Source organism: Kribbella albertanoniae, from assembly GCF_004348455.1.
Lineage (GTDB): Bacteria > Actinomycetota > Actinomycetes > Propionibacteriales > Kribbellaceae > Kribbella > Kribbella albertanoniae.
Genome location: NZ_SMKA01000001.1, coordinates 1 through 18,249, shown reverse-complemented (window position 1 = coordinate 18,249; position 18,249 = coordinate 1). Strand labels below are relative to the sequence as shown.

The window sequence follows — 18,249 nt, the reverse complement described above, 5'->3', positions numbered from 1 at the left end:
GTCAAGATCCCCTTTTCAGCATGATTCGTCACAACAACCGCAACTGGTCTTCGGATACCTTCTGCCGCCCGACTTCCCGCTGATGCTCGAGCACGACCGAGTCGGCAGCGTTGGCGATCCCCGCTCGGCTGCGCATAACCCGGCTGAACGCCATGGTGTCAGGGTCGGCGTCGGGGAGACGATCAGCCATGAATCTGACCGCGGACCAAAGGTAAGCATCGTCATCCGTGCGACCAGACGCTGCGAGGACTTCGCCCATAGCGGCGAGTCCTTCGTCGGCTGCAGCGGCTAACGCCAGTGCTACATCGATGACTGACGAATCTTCAGTGATGCGAGTTTTGAAGGCACGAGACAGTACGAAACGGACACCCTTGTCCGCGTCCGGCACTAGGTCTCGAATATCCTCGGCCTTCATCTCGGCAGCTAGCGCCTGCCAGCGCAACTCGGACTTCGGCTGTCCCTGCCGTCCAAAGAGGCGGATCCACCACAGCGCGAAACGTGTCCGCGCATCAAAGGTCTCCAGTGGCTGCCGGTCGATGTTGACGGCCATGGCCTCTTGGACTGCAGCCCTTGCCAGTGGAAGGAAGGTGTAGATGTCAACGGCGTCGCCTTTGGCGTCGCGCACCTCGCTGTACCGGCCGACGACCTCCATCGCAGGACCAGCCGCAGCCATCAGCATATCGGCAGGCGCAAGACCCCACCGCTCCCAATCCGCGTAGCGATCTCTGACCTCAGCCTTGATTTCTGCTTCGACCGCACCCTTGCGTCCCATTGGCCGCCCCAAGGGAGCTGGGCGACACGACATTGCCAATGTGGTCACGATATTGGCGAAACCAGCTTTCCCGCCAGGTTCGGTCTTGGCCGGCCAAGCACCTGTCAGAACGAGGCCAGCACTCTCAATTGCGCTCAGCAGTCTTTTCCAAACCTCAGGTTCGCCGTGCCCGAAGACGATCGTGACAACCCCGTCAGTGCGCACCACGCGCTGAGCCTCGCCGAACGCCTCCGCAATCAGAGTGTCGTAATGTTCGCGATTTCGGTGGTCATTGTTGCTGGTGCCACCCTTTTTCACGATAATCTCGTGGGTCTTTTCCTGCACCCCGTGCTCATGCGCTGTCATCGAGAACTCAGGCCACGAATTTACGAGAGCCCGCTTCAGCCATACGTAGAACAAGTCGCTGGCATCGCTGTAATCGATCATCGCGTCATAGGGTGGATCGGTAACTACGGCACTGATCTGCCGATCGGGGAACTGGAGCCTGGTTGCCGTCCCACGGCTGACCGAGCAGGGTGCAGCCGTGCCTCCTGGTGGAATGATCGCGGCCAGAGAAGACAGCGATCCCGAGGAGACCGATGTCCAGCCGCCCGGGCCGTCAGCAAGCCCGACCTCGAAATAGTCGAAGGAGAAGTTGAGGCTCGACTCAGTCGCGAAGATGTCATGGACACCAGCTCGGCTGACGTCGAGCGTGCAGCCGCGTGTAGCCCGCCGAAGCTTGCGTGCCATGCCCGCAGCGGCATACCCAGTCAAGGCCCGCACGTAGTCGTCTGAGCATCCCGCCTCCACCAGCTCGCTGCCCAGCTGCGAGATGACACGCGCCAGGCGGACGAACGACAAACTTTGCCGGGTATTCATCAGATCGCCGTATCGTTCGGCTCCATAGACCGTTGCCTGGATGGTCCACGTATTGCCGGCGGGAATCGGCTCATCCGGACGCGCGCTGAGGAAGCGGCCGAAAGGCTCCTCCGAAGCAAGCTGATCCTCAGCCAGCGCGATCGCCTCGAGCTCGACAGGCGTAAGAGCTCGATAGTGCTTCCCAACCTGGTCATCGAGCTCTGCAGCCAGCAGTGGTGCGTCGCCACCTACTCCAGAACGCAACAGCCGCATCTGAACTTCACGATCGTGCCCATGGCCGCAGAACGGGCACACCGCCAACCGGCCGTTGCTGTCATAACGGCTCTTGCCTGGCGGCACCTGACGGGTGGGTGACTTCCGAGGCTCCCCGTCGTGAACGACAACCGACCAAAGGCCAGAGGCGGAATCGGTTTCGATGTAGTACGACTGCCCAGGGTCGTCGAAGACCGGCGAACCTTTGCGGCCTTTACGTTTGCTGGCCTTGCGAAGATCAAGCTGACCAATCAACGGGAAATCTCGGCTGCACTCCTGACACGGCAGCGTCACGGCCCACACATAGCCCCATGGCTCCTTGCCCCCGATCGTCGGGTAAACCGCGCTCATCACCGTGTGGTGTCGCCGGCCAACTTCTTCGAGAAAGGTCTGGACATCCTGGACCAGTCGAGGGCGCTCATCGACCAGCTCCTCGGCTTGCCTCGTGAAAGGAAGGGGAGGCTCGGTGTCCCAGTTGCGACATGGATAGTCGGCCAAAAGCCGACTAGCGAGCACAGCGACGTGGCTGTAGTCGATCGCGTGAGTTTCCAGGCCGAGCCGCGCGCCCTCTAGCGGGATCATCCCGCGGCCACTGAAGGGGTCGAGCAAGGCGACTCCCTCTGGATTGGCCTTCTCGATCTCGGCGCGAAGCTCGTTGGCGGCAGCGAAGCGGCCGGTCATGGCTCGTCGGACCAGATCCTGCAATCGCTTCTGTTCTGCCTCATTGTCCGGCCAGGGCAGCAACGAACAGATTGTGGCGGCTTTCGCTTGTGCCGTTGGCCGCTTGGCGAACCAAGTCATAAGGCCGACTTCGGCGTTGCCAGAGCCCCAGCCTGAACGGCTGTTGGCAGAGACTTCGGCGCACGGAAACCAGCGCTCGATCATACGGGTCATGCATTGCTCCCCGGAGCGTTCTTTAGCCTGCTACCGGGGACACGGAAGACCGCGTTCCCGATCATGTCGTTGGCAAACAGAATTGCAGGGTCTTCATAGGCGCCGAAAAAGCGGCCTTTCCCATCGGCACATGTGTCTATGACGTAAAGCCAGTACTCCTTGCGGTGCTGTGTGGCGATGAGAACCTCGTTCCCAGTCATACGGATGCCGTCACTGGCTGCACTGCCGAGCACACCCTTCACCTCAATATGACGAACCTGGCTATTGCGGCGGGCTTCGAGGTCATAACCGCGGCCTTCGGTATGCACGTCCTCCACCGTCCAGCCGTCGTCCTGCAGGAGTTGCTGGACGTGCCTCATCGAGACCATCTCGGCGTCGATCTCAGCTTGGACGCTGGGATCTGCGGCAGCAAGGACGCGCAGTCTTCCAACGAGCTTCGGTTCGGTGAGTTGGATGTCGACAAGGCGCTCGAGTTCTTCCAGCCGGTCGGCCGTCTGGGTCTGGAGTCGTTTGCGGAGAGCGAGCCGGGTGTCGCGGTCTTTGATGCTGTCAGTCAGGCTCAGAGGCAGGTTGGTCAGGTCCCTGCGCGCTTGAGCAAACCAGTCCGTCCGAACACTGCGATGCTGCGTAACGGTCTCCTGTGCAACCGCGGAGGCGGCTTGGATCGCGCTGTCTTGTCGGGCTGGGTGGGGCCCTGTGCCGGACAGAGACGTTGGGACGAGGTTGGCGAGAGTCTCCCATCGCACGGCGCGTGCAGTACCGCTGTCGTCAACCTTGATCAAGGTCGCCCAAATGCTGGCGCGCTTCCCGTCACTCTCCGTCATCGTCGCCTCGTAGGCGTAAAGGTCATAAGGGGTGAGGCTGGTCGGGTCCTCAGCCGCTCCGGACCGGTAGACATCTTCAGCGAGGTTGCGGTCGGCGAGCCTGATGAGGTCGGTGAAACCTGGTTCGCCGGGGCCGAGCGTGATGGTGTCCCCTACGTCGATATTCTCGGCCGCATCACGCAGCGCATCGCCGCTCGTGGCGATGTGCACCTCGTGTCCGCCGCCCAGGCTGGCCGGCAGCGTTCCGTTGGTGAGCGCCAAGCGACGGAAGCCAGCCCCTGCGGCAGTGGGTTCTGAACGCAGGAAATTCGCGGCTGCGAGTCTGTCGAGGTAAGCCTCGACGATGGCGGGGTTGATGCGGGCGAACAGATCGCGTTGCAGCAGAGTGAGCGCGGCAACTGCGTCTACTTGGCTGGCCAGCTTTCGCTCGGTATCTCGCACTTGGCGGGCCACTCGGGTGAGCTCGTGCGACTGGATCGCCTTCGCCGCGTCGATCGCGTTCTGCTTCTTGACCTCGTCGTTGCCGTAAAGGTCGGACAGCCATCTGTCGTAGTCGACGCCAGTAATCTCAGCGACCGCCGAAAGGCTGTCGAACATCTGCCCGCGCAGCTCGTTGGCGGCGGTGACGAAGTTGTCGAGAAGACGTAGCAGCGTCTCCCCTTCGCGAGTGTCGGTGGCGACGAGGTTATAGAGGAAGACGTCGCGGTGCTGGCCGACCCGATGGATACGGCCCATGCGTTGCTCAAGCCGGACCAATGACCAAGGGATGTCGTAGTTGATCAGGACGTGCGCGGCCTGCAGGTCGATGCCCTCGTTGCCCGCGTCGGTGGTGACGATGACCTGAAACTCGCCTCGCATGAAGGCCTTGCGAACTTCGTCCCGATCGGCCTTGCTCTGTCGCCCTGAATACAGCCGGGCGGTGTAGCCCTGGGACCGCAACTTGCGGGCGATCCACTCGGCTGAATCGGCGTACTCGGTGAAGATAACTGCCTGTTCAGTGTTGCCCGGGTTGATCCCGTGACTGTCGAGGCAATCGGCGGTCAGTCGGCTCCACTTCGACGGCTGCAAATTGGGGTCGTTTACTGTGGCACCAATCTGGTCGAGGAGCGCCTTTATTGCAGTGCGCTCCGCTCGGCTCGCGGTTGACGCCACGTGAACAACCTTGGCCTCGTCGATTTCACTGTCGTCGCCTTGGCCTTCCCTGTCTGCGATGAGTGCGGCTTCGGCCTCACTCATCTCTCCCATGTGGGCATGTCTGCGCCGCAGCGTCTCACCTAGGGAGTAGAGACTCGATGCGGCCCGCTTGCCGTAGACCATGCGGGCGAGGGGTTGCGCCTGCGTCGGGAAGTACTGGTCGACCATGTCGATGGCAGCCTGGTAGTAGCCGTATTCGACCTGCGATAGCGGGACACTGTAGTTGTGAGCCGTGCGGCCTTTGAACAGTCGTGTCTGGCCGTCGTAATCGACCAGGTCCTCCTTCATGCGGCGCAGAAAGTGGATCGGCCCAGGCCGCAGCGCACTCAGCTCAATGTTCGGATCAGTGCCAGGGTCCGGGTAGATGGCAGGGTCCACCAGGTGTAGTAGGTGCCGGAACAGCCATTCCTTGCCCCGGTGCGGAGTCGCGGTCATCAACAGGGCGCGGGGGGTGTTCTTGGCCAGCAGCCGACCGACCTGATGAAAACCTGCCGCGGTCGGCGTGAGCCGGTGCGCTTCATCGAAGACAACGAGATCCCACCCTGCGCGGTCGGGGCGGATGGCCTCCTGGACAGCGGGGTTCACCGCGGCCAACTCGAGACTCACTACCCAGAGGTCGTTGCTGTTGAGCGCGTCCTCACGCACGGTCGCCGAGGTCAGCTGGCGCAGACCGCCGCCGAGAAGTCGTTGGAAATCGTCGACCCATTTGGTGGCCAAGTTCGCTGGACAGACGATGATCGCTCGCTTGACGAGGCCGAGCCTCTGCATCTCCCGCAAGTAAAGCCCCGCCATGATGGTCTTGCCAGTGCCCGGCTCATCCGCGAGGAGGAACCGCAGCAACGGCTGCGGCAGCATCGCACCATATACAGCGGTGGTCTGATGTGCATACGGTTTGAGTGGAGTCGAGGCCATCGCGCTTGACTCGGCATTGGTCGCAGCGGCATCCATCCAACGTGTCCACATGCCGGCCAGAACCCGGGCAGAATCAGCTCCACCGTCGTCGACCAACTCGCGGACCGTGTCTGTATCGCCAGCCGCCAGATGAACCTCATGGCGGCGGCCATCGTCGTCCACGACGATCAGGTCGAAGGCGCCGGGCTGCTCATCGGGGATGACGAACCGGACAGTGGCAAAGTCAGGGACGCCAACTGCCGAGACCCGAACTCGCTGCCCCTTCTCAAACACGAGCTTCCTCGCCCTCCCAAGCGGTCATGAAACCGGGCACGCTGTGACCCCAAACCTAACCTGCCAAAGTCCTGGTACTCGACTCGGCGAGCTGGTTCGGTACCAGAGCGCTCGCATGAATCTCACGCAAGGCATTCGCCGATGATCTCACTGCAGCCACCTCCAGCTGCCCACCGGCCGCCGGCTGACGTGGTCCAGATCAGGATTCAGCCGAGGAGGACGTTTGACCGCCCGTGGTCAGCATGCTGACCACGGGCCCTTTCGGTCCTGTCACCTTGATTGCCCGAGTTCGCTCACCCGTCGGGAAGCGGAGTCCAGGTCGGCATACCGATCGGTGGTTGCTGACAATGCAACAACTCTCTTCCGGTGACGCACTCAGCACCGCATCGACGTCTGCCGATCGCCCCGGTGAGCCTGTCAGCTACTCGCGCAGCAATCCCAACTTCCGGCTTAGCCTGTGCGCATCACAGGCGTTGTGAACCGCGCTCTGGCAGGTGCCGCGCTTGGTAGCGGCGGCATTCTTGCTCTCCAGTCCTTTTTCGACTTCGATAGAACCTGTGGCAGCCCTGTTTCGCGCGATCGAGCCGTCGCATCTGGTGGCGCGCCGTACGGCAGCGGGGCTGTCTCGGGCTGAGCTTGCTAAGCGGGCGGGTATCTCGTCGAGGGTGCTCGCCTCATATGAGGATGATCGACGTGCGCCGGTACCGCTGAGCCTGGAGAGTGTGGAGAGGCTGGCCTCTGCTTTGGGGTGCGAGGCGGAAGCGCTCGCCGGCGTCCCGCAGGGACAGGAGACGCTGAGCGATCTGCGACACGCTGCGGGGCTGCCGCTCGAGGGGATCATCAAGCTCCTCCGGGCCTCGGCGGTCGGTCGCGAATTATGCGTCTCCGAGTCTCAGATCGTCGCTCTCGAAAGCGGACGCCCTGTCGATGGACAGCACTGGCAAGATCCCGAGGTGACCGGGCGGCTGCTCGAGGCGTTGGCGAAGGCCTACGCGGTGCCGGTGCGGATGGTGCTAGACGCCTGGATGCGTACCCTGCCAGGCGACCCCGTGCCGGTGCTGCGCAGCACTGCTACGCCTGCAGTCTCACAGGGACCTTTGGCGGTTTGGGAGTCGCTGAACGAGCGTCAGCAGACCTACTTGGAGGAGATCATGCGAGACGATCGCATGACTGAGACTGAGATGTGGATGCGTAGGGTGCAACGACTACCGGGGCCGCCGGCGGCTCAGTGGCGAAAGCTTCCGTTGGCTCTCAGGGCCGCTTCATCGGTCGTCGGGTACACCCGGCTGCAGGAACGCCTCCGGCGGCGCGGTCTCCATGACCCGGGTACTGGTCAGACGGTGCACGCCCTGGAGCGTCGCGGGCTGTTGGTGATCATCGAGGACTCGATCGAGCATCCCGGCGCCGGGGAGGTCGAACGGGTGCTGGTCCAGCTGACCCGGCGCGGCCGTGCTGCCGCTCGCGCGGGGCTCGGAGAACCGCGTCCGCGGGCACCTGGCGCTCATCTGTTGTCCGAGTGGCTTTGGGGGGTGCTGGCGCGTGTCGCGGCAGCCGAACCAGAGGGTCTCCACAGCGACGCGTTGGCGGGCCGTGCTCTGTTCTTCATCGGCGTCGGTTACCGGAACAAGCGCGGAGGTCGCCCGAGCCGTGGACTGGTGGACGCGACACCAATCCCTGCCCCCTGCGGCACTCATGTCTCCGAGTATCGCTGGCGGCTGACCCCACTCGGTCGACGGCACCTAGCGGAATACCTCGATATCTACCGGGAGCTCTACCCGCACGTGGACACCGCGGGACTCAGCGCCCACCCGAGCGGGTCGTCCTAGCCAACGCCGATGTCGCCGGACGAAAACTGTCGGCGCCCTCGTTTACGCTCCGTGCCGTGATGACTCCGATAGAGGAAAGCGCACTGGCGGTCGACGATGACCGCGTCCGCTACCTGGTGACCCGAGCTGCCTTGCGCGCAGCGAAGGCAATGACCGCGCCTGCGCTCGAGCCGCAGCAGCGACTCGCGACCTTGATGGAATGCCATGGCACCCTGCTAGCCGCACGCGGCCCGCTCAGCCCGCTCTCCTTCGGCGAGTTTCGACGAGCTCTGAAGGGCGACTTGGTGTCGTTGCTGCCCGAGGGGATCAGCCCGCTGGACTTGAGCGGACTGAGAGTCATCGACCAGGACGGTCGACTGACCGAAGGCGCCTTCGATCTCGAGTTCGAGCAGCAGATGCTGCTGCACACGCTGCGGAAGCTCGACGGCCGCGCGGGTGTTGCGAGCGATCGCGACTTGCAGTCGGAGATCGATCAGGAGACAGCTTTCGCGCTGCTGAGCAAGCAAGGCGATCAGGACGTGTACGTGGCGGGCCGCACTGACCTGATCCGGCGCCCGTCCGGTCATGTGGATGATCTGTGCGAGTTGCGCCTGCCGCCGCTGCTCATGGAGCTCTATCAGGAGATCTCGCTCGATTCTCTGTATCAGGGTTGGTGGTTTCCCTGTCCGGTCTGCGAGTGGCCGATGCGAATCGTTGTACGGCGCAGTGCCGGCACCAAGGTGGGAGAGGCCCGCTGCTGGCACGGACCACATGCGGAAATGGGTGCCTCGTATCGTTTCCGGCTGCCGGCCGCCGGGAGCGCGCCAGTGCTGCTGCCGGAACCCGCCCCGCCTCGTCCCATGGGTCGCGAGACGGTCCTGTATCCAGATCTCGGCACGGTCCCCGAGGCGCTGCCAGTTGAGGGGTTCAAAGCTCTGGCTCGTGGGATCTGGCGGTACACCACGGTTCCTGGTCTGCCCGAACTCGCGCTCTACGAGCAACTGATCCGACGAGGATTGATGGTCGTGCTCTGGCCGGCCCTCGATTCCTATGACCTGCTGGTCGAAGGCAAGTCCAAGGGCGGCAGGAAGTGGTCGTTCAAGGTCGACGTCAAGGACTACACCTCGGCGAGGACCCTCGCGAAGTTGATCGATGCCCAAGAAGGTGACCGTGGCGGCGCCGATTGGCTCGTGGTCCCCGATCATCGAGCCAGCCACCTGCCGCTGCTGTCGGGCGTGGCCGCGAAGTACGGGATGAAGGTTGCGACGGCTTCCGAATTCGGCGAATTGGTCTGCAAGGAGGCAGGGGTGAGCTGGCATGAGTGACGTCCCGATCAAGGACACCGCAATCTGGTCGTCTCTGGCCCTTGCGGCCCACTATTTTCCGCTGGCGGTCGACGGGGAAATCCGTCAGGCTGCCCCGTTCACTCAGGCAGCGTTCCTGCTCTCCGGGAAGTACCAGGCGTGGGATCGATGGAGGGCGTTGCCTCATCAGGAGAAGCAGCGGATCGCCATGCTGTGCGCGATCGCGCCGCCCGAGCTTGCGGACGTCCGGAAGTTCTCGGTAGCTGCACGTTCATTGCTCGCACAACTGAACACCCAAGAGGCAGACGGCGGATCGGCGATTGCGCCGTTCGAGGTCGTCGGCGACAACCCCTACACGGCACAGGCCACACTACCCCGGCTCGGCGGTGACCTGCTCGGCTACGTCGACCGGGCGACTGCGCGTTTCCGGCGCCCGAGTGCCCGGCCCAAGCCGCCCGAGTTCGCAGGACCTGGAACATGGCTGACCGGAGAGATCTACGTCCAGGGCGAGGGCCAGGTCCACGGCCGGCTGACCATCCCCAGCTACCCGCAGTTCACCGAGGCGCTCAGCCACGACCATCTTCCACAGCTCACCAGCGTTCCCTACCTCGCCGACCTGCGTATCCCCACACCCGAACTGCTCGACCTCGCCGACAGGATCGACCAGCGCTACCCGGAGACTGAGCGCTACCTGCGACGCACACTCGCAGGCCTCTTCGACGCGCTCAAGACCGCAGATACGGTCTCCCCCGCTGACGCGCTTCGCCTGACAGCCGGCGGCCTGGAGATCTTCAACGCACCGACAGGCACGGGCAAGAGTGTCTTGGTCCGCGTCATGGCCGCATGGTTCGCCACCCGCGACCTGCGGGTCGCAATCGTGCTCCCGGACATCAAATCCTGCCTCGCGATGACCTCGAAAGCCCGAGGGGATCTGCACCACCTCCATCAAACCGAGTTCCTCGAACACGAACCGACGTGCGCCCACCTGATGTCGACGTCCGGCATGCATGACCGCGCGATCGATCTCGCCGGCCTGATCGACGAGGAACCAGAGGCGCCAGGCGAATGGGGCGTGCAGGGAGAACGGGACATTGACCAGCTGGCGTACGGCTGTGCCCTGCGAACCTTCATCGAAGCGACCGGGGAGTACCCGCCCGGCCGTGAACCGTGCCAGTCGCTGCACCAGCAGGGTGTGGGCTCCACGGCCTGTCCCTGGATTCCGACCTGCGGCAAGTACACCCCGGTATACGAGGCCGCCGAAGCCAACGTCGTCATCATGAACCACTACGCCTTCATGCTCAGCAACCTCAAGATCGGCGTGAACCTGGACGGCCGCCCGGTACGCGGCATGACTGCCGCTGAGTTCGCACTGCGGACCTGCCACGCCGTCGTCGTCGACGAGATCGACCAGTTCCAGTCCCGGGCCATCGACAAGTGCGCCACCGAGATCAAGCTCCACTCCCGCCGGCATTGGTCAGCAGCACCCCAGGAGCTGGACACCGACACCAAACGGCTCCGCATCAACGACGAACATGACCTCCTGCCCGCGGTCAGCCACGTCCGGCTGATGGCCGAGTTCCTCCTGCTCAGCATCTGCCAAGGCGCCCTCAGCCTGAACGTCACCGAGGACGAACGCGCGAAAGACCGCGTCCCGGATCAGACCAGCACCCGCTGGCACCTGGCCCGCGCTCGCGACCGCACGCTGCTGCGGATCCTGTGGCCACAGACGGAGGATGCCGACCTGTCCGAGATTCCTGCCGATCTCAACCAACGGCTGAGCGCACTGATGCCGCCGCGCTACCAGCGGCACGATCCACTCGCCGGGCCGACGACGGTGCCGGCACCGGAGTGGCCCGAGGTCAGGGAAGCGCTCACTGCGCTCGTCGCACCGCGAGGCGAGCATCTCCTGGACGCCGTCAAGGTCGAACTGCACGAGGTCCTCACCGATGTCGTCAAGGACCCGCATCAGCGTGCACAGGCCATCAACCTGCTGGTCATCCGGGCGGCGATGCTCGAACTGGACGAGGCACTGTCAGAGCTTCAGGACAAGGCGCACGGCCATCGCTCGTCCGGCCTGCGCTCCGCTCAGAAGATCGTGGAGAGACTCCAGTCCAGCGCGATGTCGGCGGTACAGCCCGTCGGGATGCTGGGCCGCGCGCTCACCGGATATCGGGTCACGGGGCTCGACGACCGCGAGAAGAACGCTGCCCTCGTCGCCCAGACCATCGGTGGCGATCCGCACACGTTCACTGCCGAGCTCGGCGGGATCGTCTCGCTCGTCCTGGCAGGCGTCGAACGTCCGGTCATGGGCCTGTCTGCCACCTCCTACTTCCCCCAAGCCGTCCGCGAGCACATCCACGCCCCAGTTCGCTGGTGGATGACCGACGCCCAGGCAAACTCCATTCGGGCCCGCAAGCATCGCATCGACTACGGCGAGGACCACCCCATGTTCGGCGAGCCGATCAAAATCTCCGGCACTCATCCCAGCCGGAAGAAGGACGCCCTGATCGAACTTGGCAGCAATCTTTATGACCGCTATGTCCACCGTGAACTCGAACGCACCGCCGTCGACGATCCGGACCGCGCACACGTCCTAATCGTCGCCAACTCCTACCAGCACTGCGCCTGGCTCGCGCACGGCATCTCCCGATCCGGACGGTTCGACGGCGGTCTGTGCGTCGCAGTACGGAAGCCGGATCGCCACAGCGCCGACCCGGACCTACCCAAACAGAGCGTAGCCACGCGACTGACTGCCGAGGAGTTCGAGGACTTCCCACAGCACGGCAAGATCCTCGTCGTTCCACTGTCGCTCATCGCCCGCGGACTCAACATCGTCAAGGGCACCCGCTCTGCGGTCCGCTCGGTCTACCTCTGCGTACGCCCGCTCGCCCTGCTCGAGGACTCGGCCGAGATGTACGGCAGCATCAACGCCGCCGGTGTAGGTGCGCTGCCGGTCGGCGGTGTCCCGGATCCGTCAGAGGCGCTGGCGAGGGCCTGCGAAGCGGCTTGGGATCGCTTGTCGCTGATCCTGCGGACCGCCCCGCAGTTCACCGCGATGCACAAGTCCCTGCAAGAAGAGATCGTCGCGGGCATGATCGTCGACCTCATCCAGCTCGCCGGCCGCGCCCGCCGCGGCGGCACCGAGGCTGTACTGCATCTGGTCGACTACGCGTTCCACGAGGACACCTGGAGTGCCGACCTGGAAACCGTCCTCCGCCGTATGCACTCCCAGTGGCCACCCGACGTACGCCAACGGATGAACGACCTGTACGGCGAGGCACTCAACGCCTTCCTGTCCTACGCCGGAATCGAAACCAGCACCCGATGAGACGAGACGAAGTGACGAGCGACGACCGCGACCCCGGCAAGTACCTGAACACCCTCGCCTTCCGCTGCACACCCGAACTCGTCGGCGACTCCGTCGTCCACGTACGGCAGTTCGACGACGAGACATGGAAGCTCTGGGACGACTTCGACACCCAGTGCAAGAGGAAGTACCGCAACGACGACGCCCAAGTACCGTACTCAATCGCGACCACAGTACTCAGCATGACGGGCGGCGGGTACGTCTACCTCGGACCTGGCCGGACGGAGCGATTTCTCGCCTCGCTCCACCCGATCGACGACAAACTTCTCCGCCGCGTCTTCACACTGACCTACCACCTTGCCCTCGGCGAGGACGGCGCCACGATCGAACTCGGCGCCCCACCAGAGCTGGCCAAACGGATCGCTGACACCCCAGAAGTTGCCCACCGGCTCTCCAACTATCTCGAACCGGCAGACAACGCCCAGCCAGCGGCGCCCGGCTGGCTGTATCGCACCATCGCCTGGGAGCTGTCCCGGCACCTCGCCGCCGAACCCTGGGAGATCTCCGACAGCAAGAACATCCGGCTTCGCTCCGATACCACTGGCGGCCTGGTTGCGCTTGACGATCCCTGGGAGAACGATCAAGGGGGCCGCTTCGCGCTGTCCCGGACAGCTCTGAAGCTGAAGACGATGCCCAATATCGGCAACCCGGTCCTCCTACTCAGTTCACGGGTAACGCGTATCTCCTCGTCGCTTGTCTTCTCCAAGACCGCTCTCGCCGAACAGGCCGGGCTTGGCCGGCCTCTGCTGGAGTTCGCTCTCAACGGCCGCGGTGGCGCCCGGACCATCAATCGCCTGGCCCTCGAGGCTCTCGGACGATTGCAGGTGGACTCTTCGATCCTGCGTACCATCCACGAGCGGTCACAGCGGGAGCAGCAACTCCTCGCCGCCGCAAGAGAGCGCAAGGAACCGCCTCACTTTCCTGCCGAACACCCCGGCCAGGTGTGGCCTGTCCTGCCCAAGAACTATCGCTTCCCCATTGGTACGGGAACAGGCATGCAGCACCTGCGGCTGCTGCACCAGCACTTCACGAAAGTATTCTCCGCCGAGGCGCGGCCATTGGAGATGCGCGAGGTCAAGATGGCCATGCCGCACCGTCCGACCGACCCAGAGAACATCTCGAAGCTCGAGTACGAGCGCCGCAAGGCCGAACGCGAGCAACACCCGAACCCGAAGTCACTTGGGCCGATCAAGCAGCGAGGCACCCTGTTCCCAGCCCCCGAGGCCATCCTCGCCTCTGTCCAGGCTGTCGGCCGCGCGCAACTCCGAATCGTGTGTCTGTGGTACCGGGACGAAACCCGGCTGCGGATGCTCGATACCTTCTGCAAGTCGTTCGGCCTTTCTCCGGACGGCCTCGACCCGCGCGACGGCGACCCACTGCCCCTGTACGGCGACAAGGTCGTTGCGGTGTTCCACAATGCCGCCAGCTTCCTCGAGCCCGGACTTCCCGACGGCCGCCGGCAGGCGCTGGCCGATCTCGGGGCAGCTGTTCAGCCAAAGGCTGGTGTCCTGGTCGGCGCCTGGTGCGAGACCGAGATCCCGCTAGTGGACGACACCGGAGTGAACCCCGACGATATCGACGGCAAGCCGCAGTCCAAAATGCTGCTGGCACCGCTCGGGGTGTCAACGCAGTACCTCAAAGGCCGTGACGACCAAGGCACCGTCATCCAACCCACGGCCAAGGATGACCACCCAGCCGAGAAGGCCCTCCTCGACCTCTACCGTTCGCTCGGCATCCTCGACGACCGCATCGCGAACGCTCTCCAGCCGGAGAAGGCGGGCTACGCCGTCGATCAGATCGCGCACGTCGGTATCCATGTGAGGCAGCAGAACCGGCGCAAGGGCGAGTTCGGCCAACCCAAGGTAGTGATCACGGCGACAGCCCTCGTTCCCCCCAAGGAGACCGGCGGCACCTGGACGATGCTCGGCTGGAGTTCGACCAACCCGAACTGGCAGCACTACTCCCTGGCGCAACCGGCTTTCCACGCCAGTGCGTATCCGGAGATTCGTGGCGACAAAGGGACCTATCGGCAGCGATGGGATGGTGCAGCAGAGTCCGTCGAGGGTGCCCTCGCCGACCTGGTCGACGAGCTGCATGGCACCCCGTACGTCGTCACTATGGACGAGTCGACGTCCAGGCGAATGTGGGACGGCCTCCAGAACGGGCGTCTGAGCAGCTCTCCCGAGGCGCGCAACAGCCGCCACTGGCTTCCGGGCAGCACGCTGCACCACGATGAGCGACCACGGGCGATCATCCGCATCAACATCGACGCCGATGAGGTGCCCCAGCCTGTCGGGAGTACCCATCTTGCGAAGGCCGAGGACAGCGCGCCGAAGGACCAGGCCACCGCAACGACGCTGTACGAGGTCACGACGGATTTCGGCAGTCCGGTGTGGATCCTTCCGACCGTTCCACGCTCCTATGACGGCGCTAAGGCAGGCCGGCTGGGAGCCGAGTACACCCGGTGGGACGCTAAACGCTCTGTGGCCTCAGACAACAAAGAGGATCGACGCAAAGGAGAGATGCCGCAAAACTGGTACTCCATGAAAGGAACTGAGATCTACCCGCTCACCTGCGCTGACGATGTCTCGGCCGAGGCCCTCGCGATCACGACCGCCAAACTGTGCCACCAGGCCCAGTTCTGGGACTCGCGCACGCGCTATCCCGTTCCTCTCCACGCAGCCAAGCAGATGGACGAGGATCATCCCCAGTACCGGCGAACGATCGCCTACGAAGCGGAGCTGGTAATCGAGCCCGGCATCGAGGAGACGTGAGGGAAAACTCGTTTGGGCAACCCACGGTTCGAAGTCTCCATGGCCACTCTCCCCAGCCCTGGCCTGCTCGACTGCGAGAGATTGTCCAGACTGCCGCCCCGGCTCATTGCGGTGGAACGGTGTGGGGTGCGGCTTCAAGCTGCCTCGAAAGAGGTCAATCGCTACGCTACACAGTCCTGGCCATTGCTACCGAGAGGCGAACACAACAATGAGCAATGGGACCCCCAGCAGTACGGACGGCCGGTGCCCGTCGAGTGGCGAAAACGTCGGGCAGATGATCCCAATCCCCGGCTCCGACGACTGGAAGATCAAGTGCCCGACGTGCGGCACGTGGTGGCACGGCGGCAGCACAGTGCTCGACGAGCACAAAAGTCGCTAATTGAGCGCAGGCAGCGAAATGTCGGAGGACGTTACCCGCGCTCAGCACGAGCTGGACCTCGGAGGTCTGTCCTGAATCAATCGGCACCCCGACGGCAGCCCGCTGCTAACCGGGCAGGGGATGACCCTTTCCGCGATCCATGCCGACGCTGGTCGCGTCGACGCGACCTTGCCTGATCTCGGCTACGGCCTGACCTGGGACCAGGTGCACAAGGTGCGGCCGCGTGTCGCGCTGCGGTGCCCAGAGTGCGACCCCTGCGTGCACGCCCGTGTGTCTAGGCGCGGGTTGCGACACTTCGCCCACGACCCTTGTCGGCCGCCCGACTGTGCCCGGCTCAACAAGTCTCAGAAGCACTACTAGCTGAAGCTCGCGATGGCCACCGCCGTCCGCGCGGCCGGCTGCCGGGCGGGCCGAGCTGGAGGTGGTCGGTCCGGTCGGCGCCCGGCGGGCCGACGTGCTCGCGTCATCGCCGGATGGGGTCCGCCGGATCGCTTGGGAGGCGCAGCTTTCGCCAATCGCTGACGACGACATCCGCGACCGGACCGCCCGCTACGAGTCCGCCGACGTCGAGGTGTGCTGGGTCAGCCCACTCTGGTCCGGGTGGATCGGAACCGTGCCATCCATTCGCGTCGCCAAGAAATCCAGTCTTGTCGTCATCGACAGCGTGGCTGAGTTCGATTTCAGCCAGGACGGTGGTGGATGCCTCCGCACCTGACGTTGGTCGAGTTTGTCCGCGGGGTTCAGGAAGGGTCGCTGGTGTTCCATAGCGTGTTCCCGCGGTACCGGCAGATCAAGGTCGGCCCTGCCGCTACGCGCGGCGCCGCGGACTGTGGGGTCAGCGCTGCCAGCATCGACGCCGAGTCCTGACATGAGGTGGTGCGTCAACGCCAGGACGCTTGGAAACAACGTCAGCAGGAGGCCTAGAAGGCGCGACAGGAGGCCGAACGACAGCAGCGAGAGCTCGACGAACTCTACTTGCGCAACCGTCTGTTCAGGACCCTTCGCCCCAGCCCGGCATCGCTGCATCGGCTATACGGGCAGATCGTCGTCTTCGCGCTCAACGCTCGCGAGGCACGGTTGCTGACCGATACAGGCATGATTTCGGCCGAGCAGATGGTGTTCTTCGACTTCCCTGACACCGAACAGCTTTCGCTGCTCTAGTCGCGTCCGATGCCAACAGATCACCATCGGAAGGAGTGCAAAAGCTATGTTCGCTGCTCCAGACACGAAGTCGATCTCGATCTCATGTTGGCACCTGCAACAACGTGCAATTCAGTCGATCCGAATCACGTCCCGGACTAACCTGGAGCACCTGGGACAAACTCCCCCTCCCAGCACCGCGGCCCCCCGTCGGCGATCTCAAGGTTCGTCCGGGGCCGCTGGCAAGGAGTTTCTCCTCCTCGCTGGCCTGAAGTTGTTGGACTGCGCCATCGGTGTGTGCTCAATGAGGTGGGCACACACCGACAGGACGGCGCAGTCCAACAGCAGGCAACCGCCCTAGGTGCGGGCAGCTGATCCCCTGTCACGGTCAGCCTCAGCCCTAGCTCTTCGTGGCGCGCCTGCAGCCGGGAGGACCACTCCTTATCATCCTGCGCCAACCAGGAAATCGCATGGAACTTGCTGGCCTCCGAACCAGCTGACCCAAATGGTGCCCCTGGAGACGGCCTCACTCGGTCTCTCACACGCGCCCGCCAGGCATCTTCCGCGTGAGGCACGGGCCCATGAGCGGACCCGAACTGGGCCCCGGGCTAATTCAGGTCGCTTCTATGACACCATGTGGTTCCTTCGTGGCCGCAGCGTGGGCGGCTTAGAGCCACGGTCCCTATCGGGACCACGAAAGTGCAAGGTCGAAACCTCGCTGACACGCCGATTAGACCGCGATCGGCCCCTGCACGAACGGAACGCGGGTCTGCTCCGGGGCTGATCAGGGTCCAGCCACAGCCCGGACTTGCCTCATCATGGGGCCGGCCGCTACCACCGTCATCATCTGCGGAAAGTTCTGACGCCGCTGACGGCGACGGCAGTGGGTGCAAGTACGCCGAGCTCGTCCGCTTGACCACCTGCCGGCATCTACCCTGCCGCTCGCCGGCAGTATGGGAGGTACAAGCACGCGGAGTTGGCAACGGTGACGCCGACCAGCCGCCATCCTCCCCAACCGTCGATGATCGCCGTAAGTAGCCGCCAAGCCCAGACCCGCGAGTCGAGGAAGCCCGAGTGGCAGCCATCCACACGCAGCTCGCAGGTGCGGGCGCCGACCGCGGTCACTACTGCTGGCACCAAATGCCGCCCTCCTCGGGCACCTACGCCCGGTTGGGTCCAAGGCGGGCTCGCGCGTGCAGATCGAGGGCTACCCGGGTCTCTCGCACCGCCGGCCCTGCCTACTGGTGCCGCCGGTACATGCGGGCCTCAAACGGCTTTGTGTACTTTTGCGTGTACCTGGCAGATCCGAGACACGAGGAAGGCCCCTCTGACTTGGGCGTTTTGCCTGGTCAGAGGGGCCTTCGTGGAGCCGCCTGTCGGAATCGAACCGACGACCTTCTCATTACGAGTGAGACGCTCTGCCGACTGAGCTAAGGCGGCGGGTGGTACCGAGGGAAGAGTGTAGCGGGAGGTGGGGGGTGAGTTCGAATCGGATACCGGG

At 64.1% G+C, this 18,249-nt stretch carries 9 protein-coding genes and 1 tRNA gene; 6 read left to right on the top strand and 4 right to left on the bottom strand.

Annotation, left to right across the window (positions count from 1 at the left end):
* Window positions 1-28: 28 nt before the first annotated feature.
* Both E1261_RS00050 and E1261_RS00045 read right to left on the bottom strand, forming a co-directional pair.
* On the bottom strand, window positions 29-2,776 hold the full coding sequence (locus E1261_RS00050; protein ID WP_202874222.1) for a DUF1156 domain-containing protein: 2,748 nt from the start codon (window positions 2,774-2,776) through the stop codon (window positions 29-31).
* Entirely contained in the window at window positions 2,773-5,979 is a 3,207-nt protein-coding gene (locus tag E1261_RS00045; RefSeq protein ID WP_132399701.1) for a helicase-related protein, read from the bottom strand. The genes E1261_RS00050 and E1261_RS00045 overlap by 4 nt, the downstream gene beginning before the upstream one ends.
* A 557-nt stretch (window positions 5,980-6,536) precedes the next feature.
* Here E1261_RS00045 and E1261_RS00040 point away from each other — a divergent pair.
* The 6 genes from E1261_RS00040 to E1261_RS00015 all read left to right on the top strand — a co-directional run bounded on the left by E1261_RS00040 (window position 6,537) and on the right by E1261_RS00015 (window position 16,769).
* Complete coding sequence (locus E1261_RS00040) at window positions 6,537-7,805, top strand: helix-turn-helix domain-containing protein (RefSeq protein ID WP_202874221.1); 1,269 nt, start codon at window positions 6,537-6,539, stop codon at window positions 7,803-7,805.
* 149 nt (window positions 7,806-7,954) lie between these two features.
* The gene (locus E1261_RS00035) at window positions 7,955-9,109 is read left to right on the top strand and encodes a restriction endonuclease-related protein (protein ID WP_202874220.1); all 1,155 of its coding nucleotides are present in this window, start codon (window positions 7,955-7,957) and stop codon (window positions 9,107-9,109) included.
* Window positions 9,102-12,416 carry a hypothetical protein gene (locus E1261_RS00030; RefSeq protein ID WP_132399698.1) on the top strand — a complete coding sequence of 1,105 codons (3,315 nt, stop codon included), beginning with the start codon at window positions 9,102-9,104 and terminating at the stop codon, window positions 12,414-12,416. Before E1261_RS00035 ends, E1261_RS00030 begins: the two co-directional genes overlap by 8 nt.
* Window positions 12,413-15,229, top strand: a complete 2,817-nt coding sequence (locus E1261_RS45010) for an RNaseH domain-containing protein (protein WP_165952274.1) — start codon at window positions 12,413-12,415, stop codon at window positions 15,227-15,229. Before E1261_RS00030 ends, E1261_RS45010 begins: the two co-directional genes overlap by 4 nt.
* A 794-nt stretch (window positions 15,230-16,023) precedes the next feature.
* Window positions 16,024-16,323, top strand: a complete 300-nt coding sequence (locus tag E1261_RS00020) for a competence protein CoiA family protein (protein WP_132399695.1) — start codon at window positions 16,024-16,026, stop codon at window positions 16,321-16,323.
* A gap of 260 nt (window positions 16,324-16,583) precedes the next feature.
* Window positions 16,584-16,769: a hypothetical protein gene (locus E1261_RS00015; protein WP_132399692.1), complete on the top strand. Its 186-nt coding sequence runs from the start codon at window positions 16,584-16,586 to the stop codon at window positions 16,767-16,769.
* Window positions 16,770-17,678: 909 nt separating this feature from the next.
* Here the strand turns inward: E1261_RS00015 and E1261_RS46215 are convergent.
* A complete protein-coding gene (locus E1261_RS46215; RefSeq protein ID WP_132399689.1) occupies window positions 17,679-17,885 on the bottom strand; it encodes a hypothetical protein in 207 nt (68 codons plus the stop codon).
* Between the two features lie 227 nt (window positions 17,886-18,112).
* Window positions 18,113-18,188, bottom strand: a tRNA-Thr gene (locus E1261_RS00005).
* Window positions 18,189-18,249 lie beyond the last annotated feature (61 nt).

Excerpts from the sequence above, each read along its gene's own strand:
- E1261_RS00050 (WP_202874222.1), bottom strand. The coding sequence starts at position 2,776 with ATGACCCGTATGATCGAGCGCTGGTTTCCGTGCGCCGAAGTCTCTGCC.
- E1261_RS00035 (WP_202874220.1), top strand. The coding sequence starts at position 7,955 with ATGACCGCGCCTGCGCTCGAGCCGCAGCAGCGACTCGCGACCTTGATG.
- E1261_RS00030 (WP_132399698.1), top strand. The coding sequence starts at position 9,102 with ATGAGTGACGTCCCGATCAAGGACACCGCAATCTGGTCGTCTCTGGCC.
- E1261_RS45010 (WP_165952274.1), top strand. The coding sequence starts at position 12,413 with ATGAGACGAGACGAAGTGACGAGCGACGACCGCGACCCCGGCAAGTAC.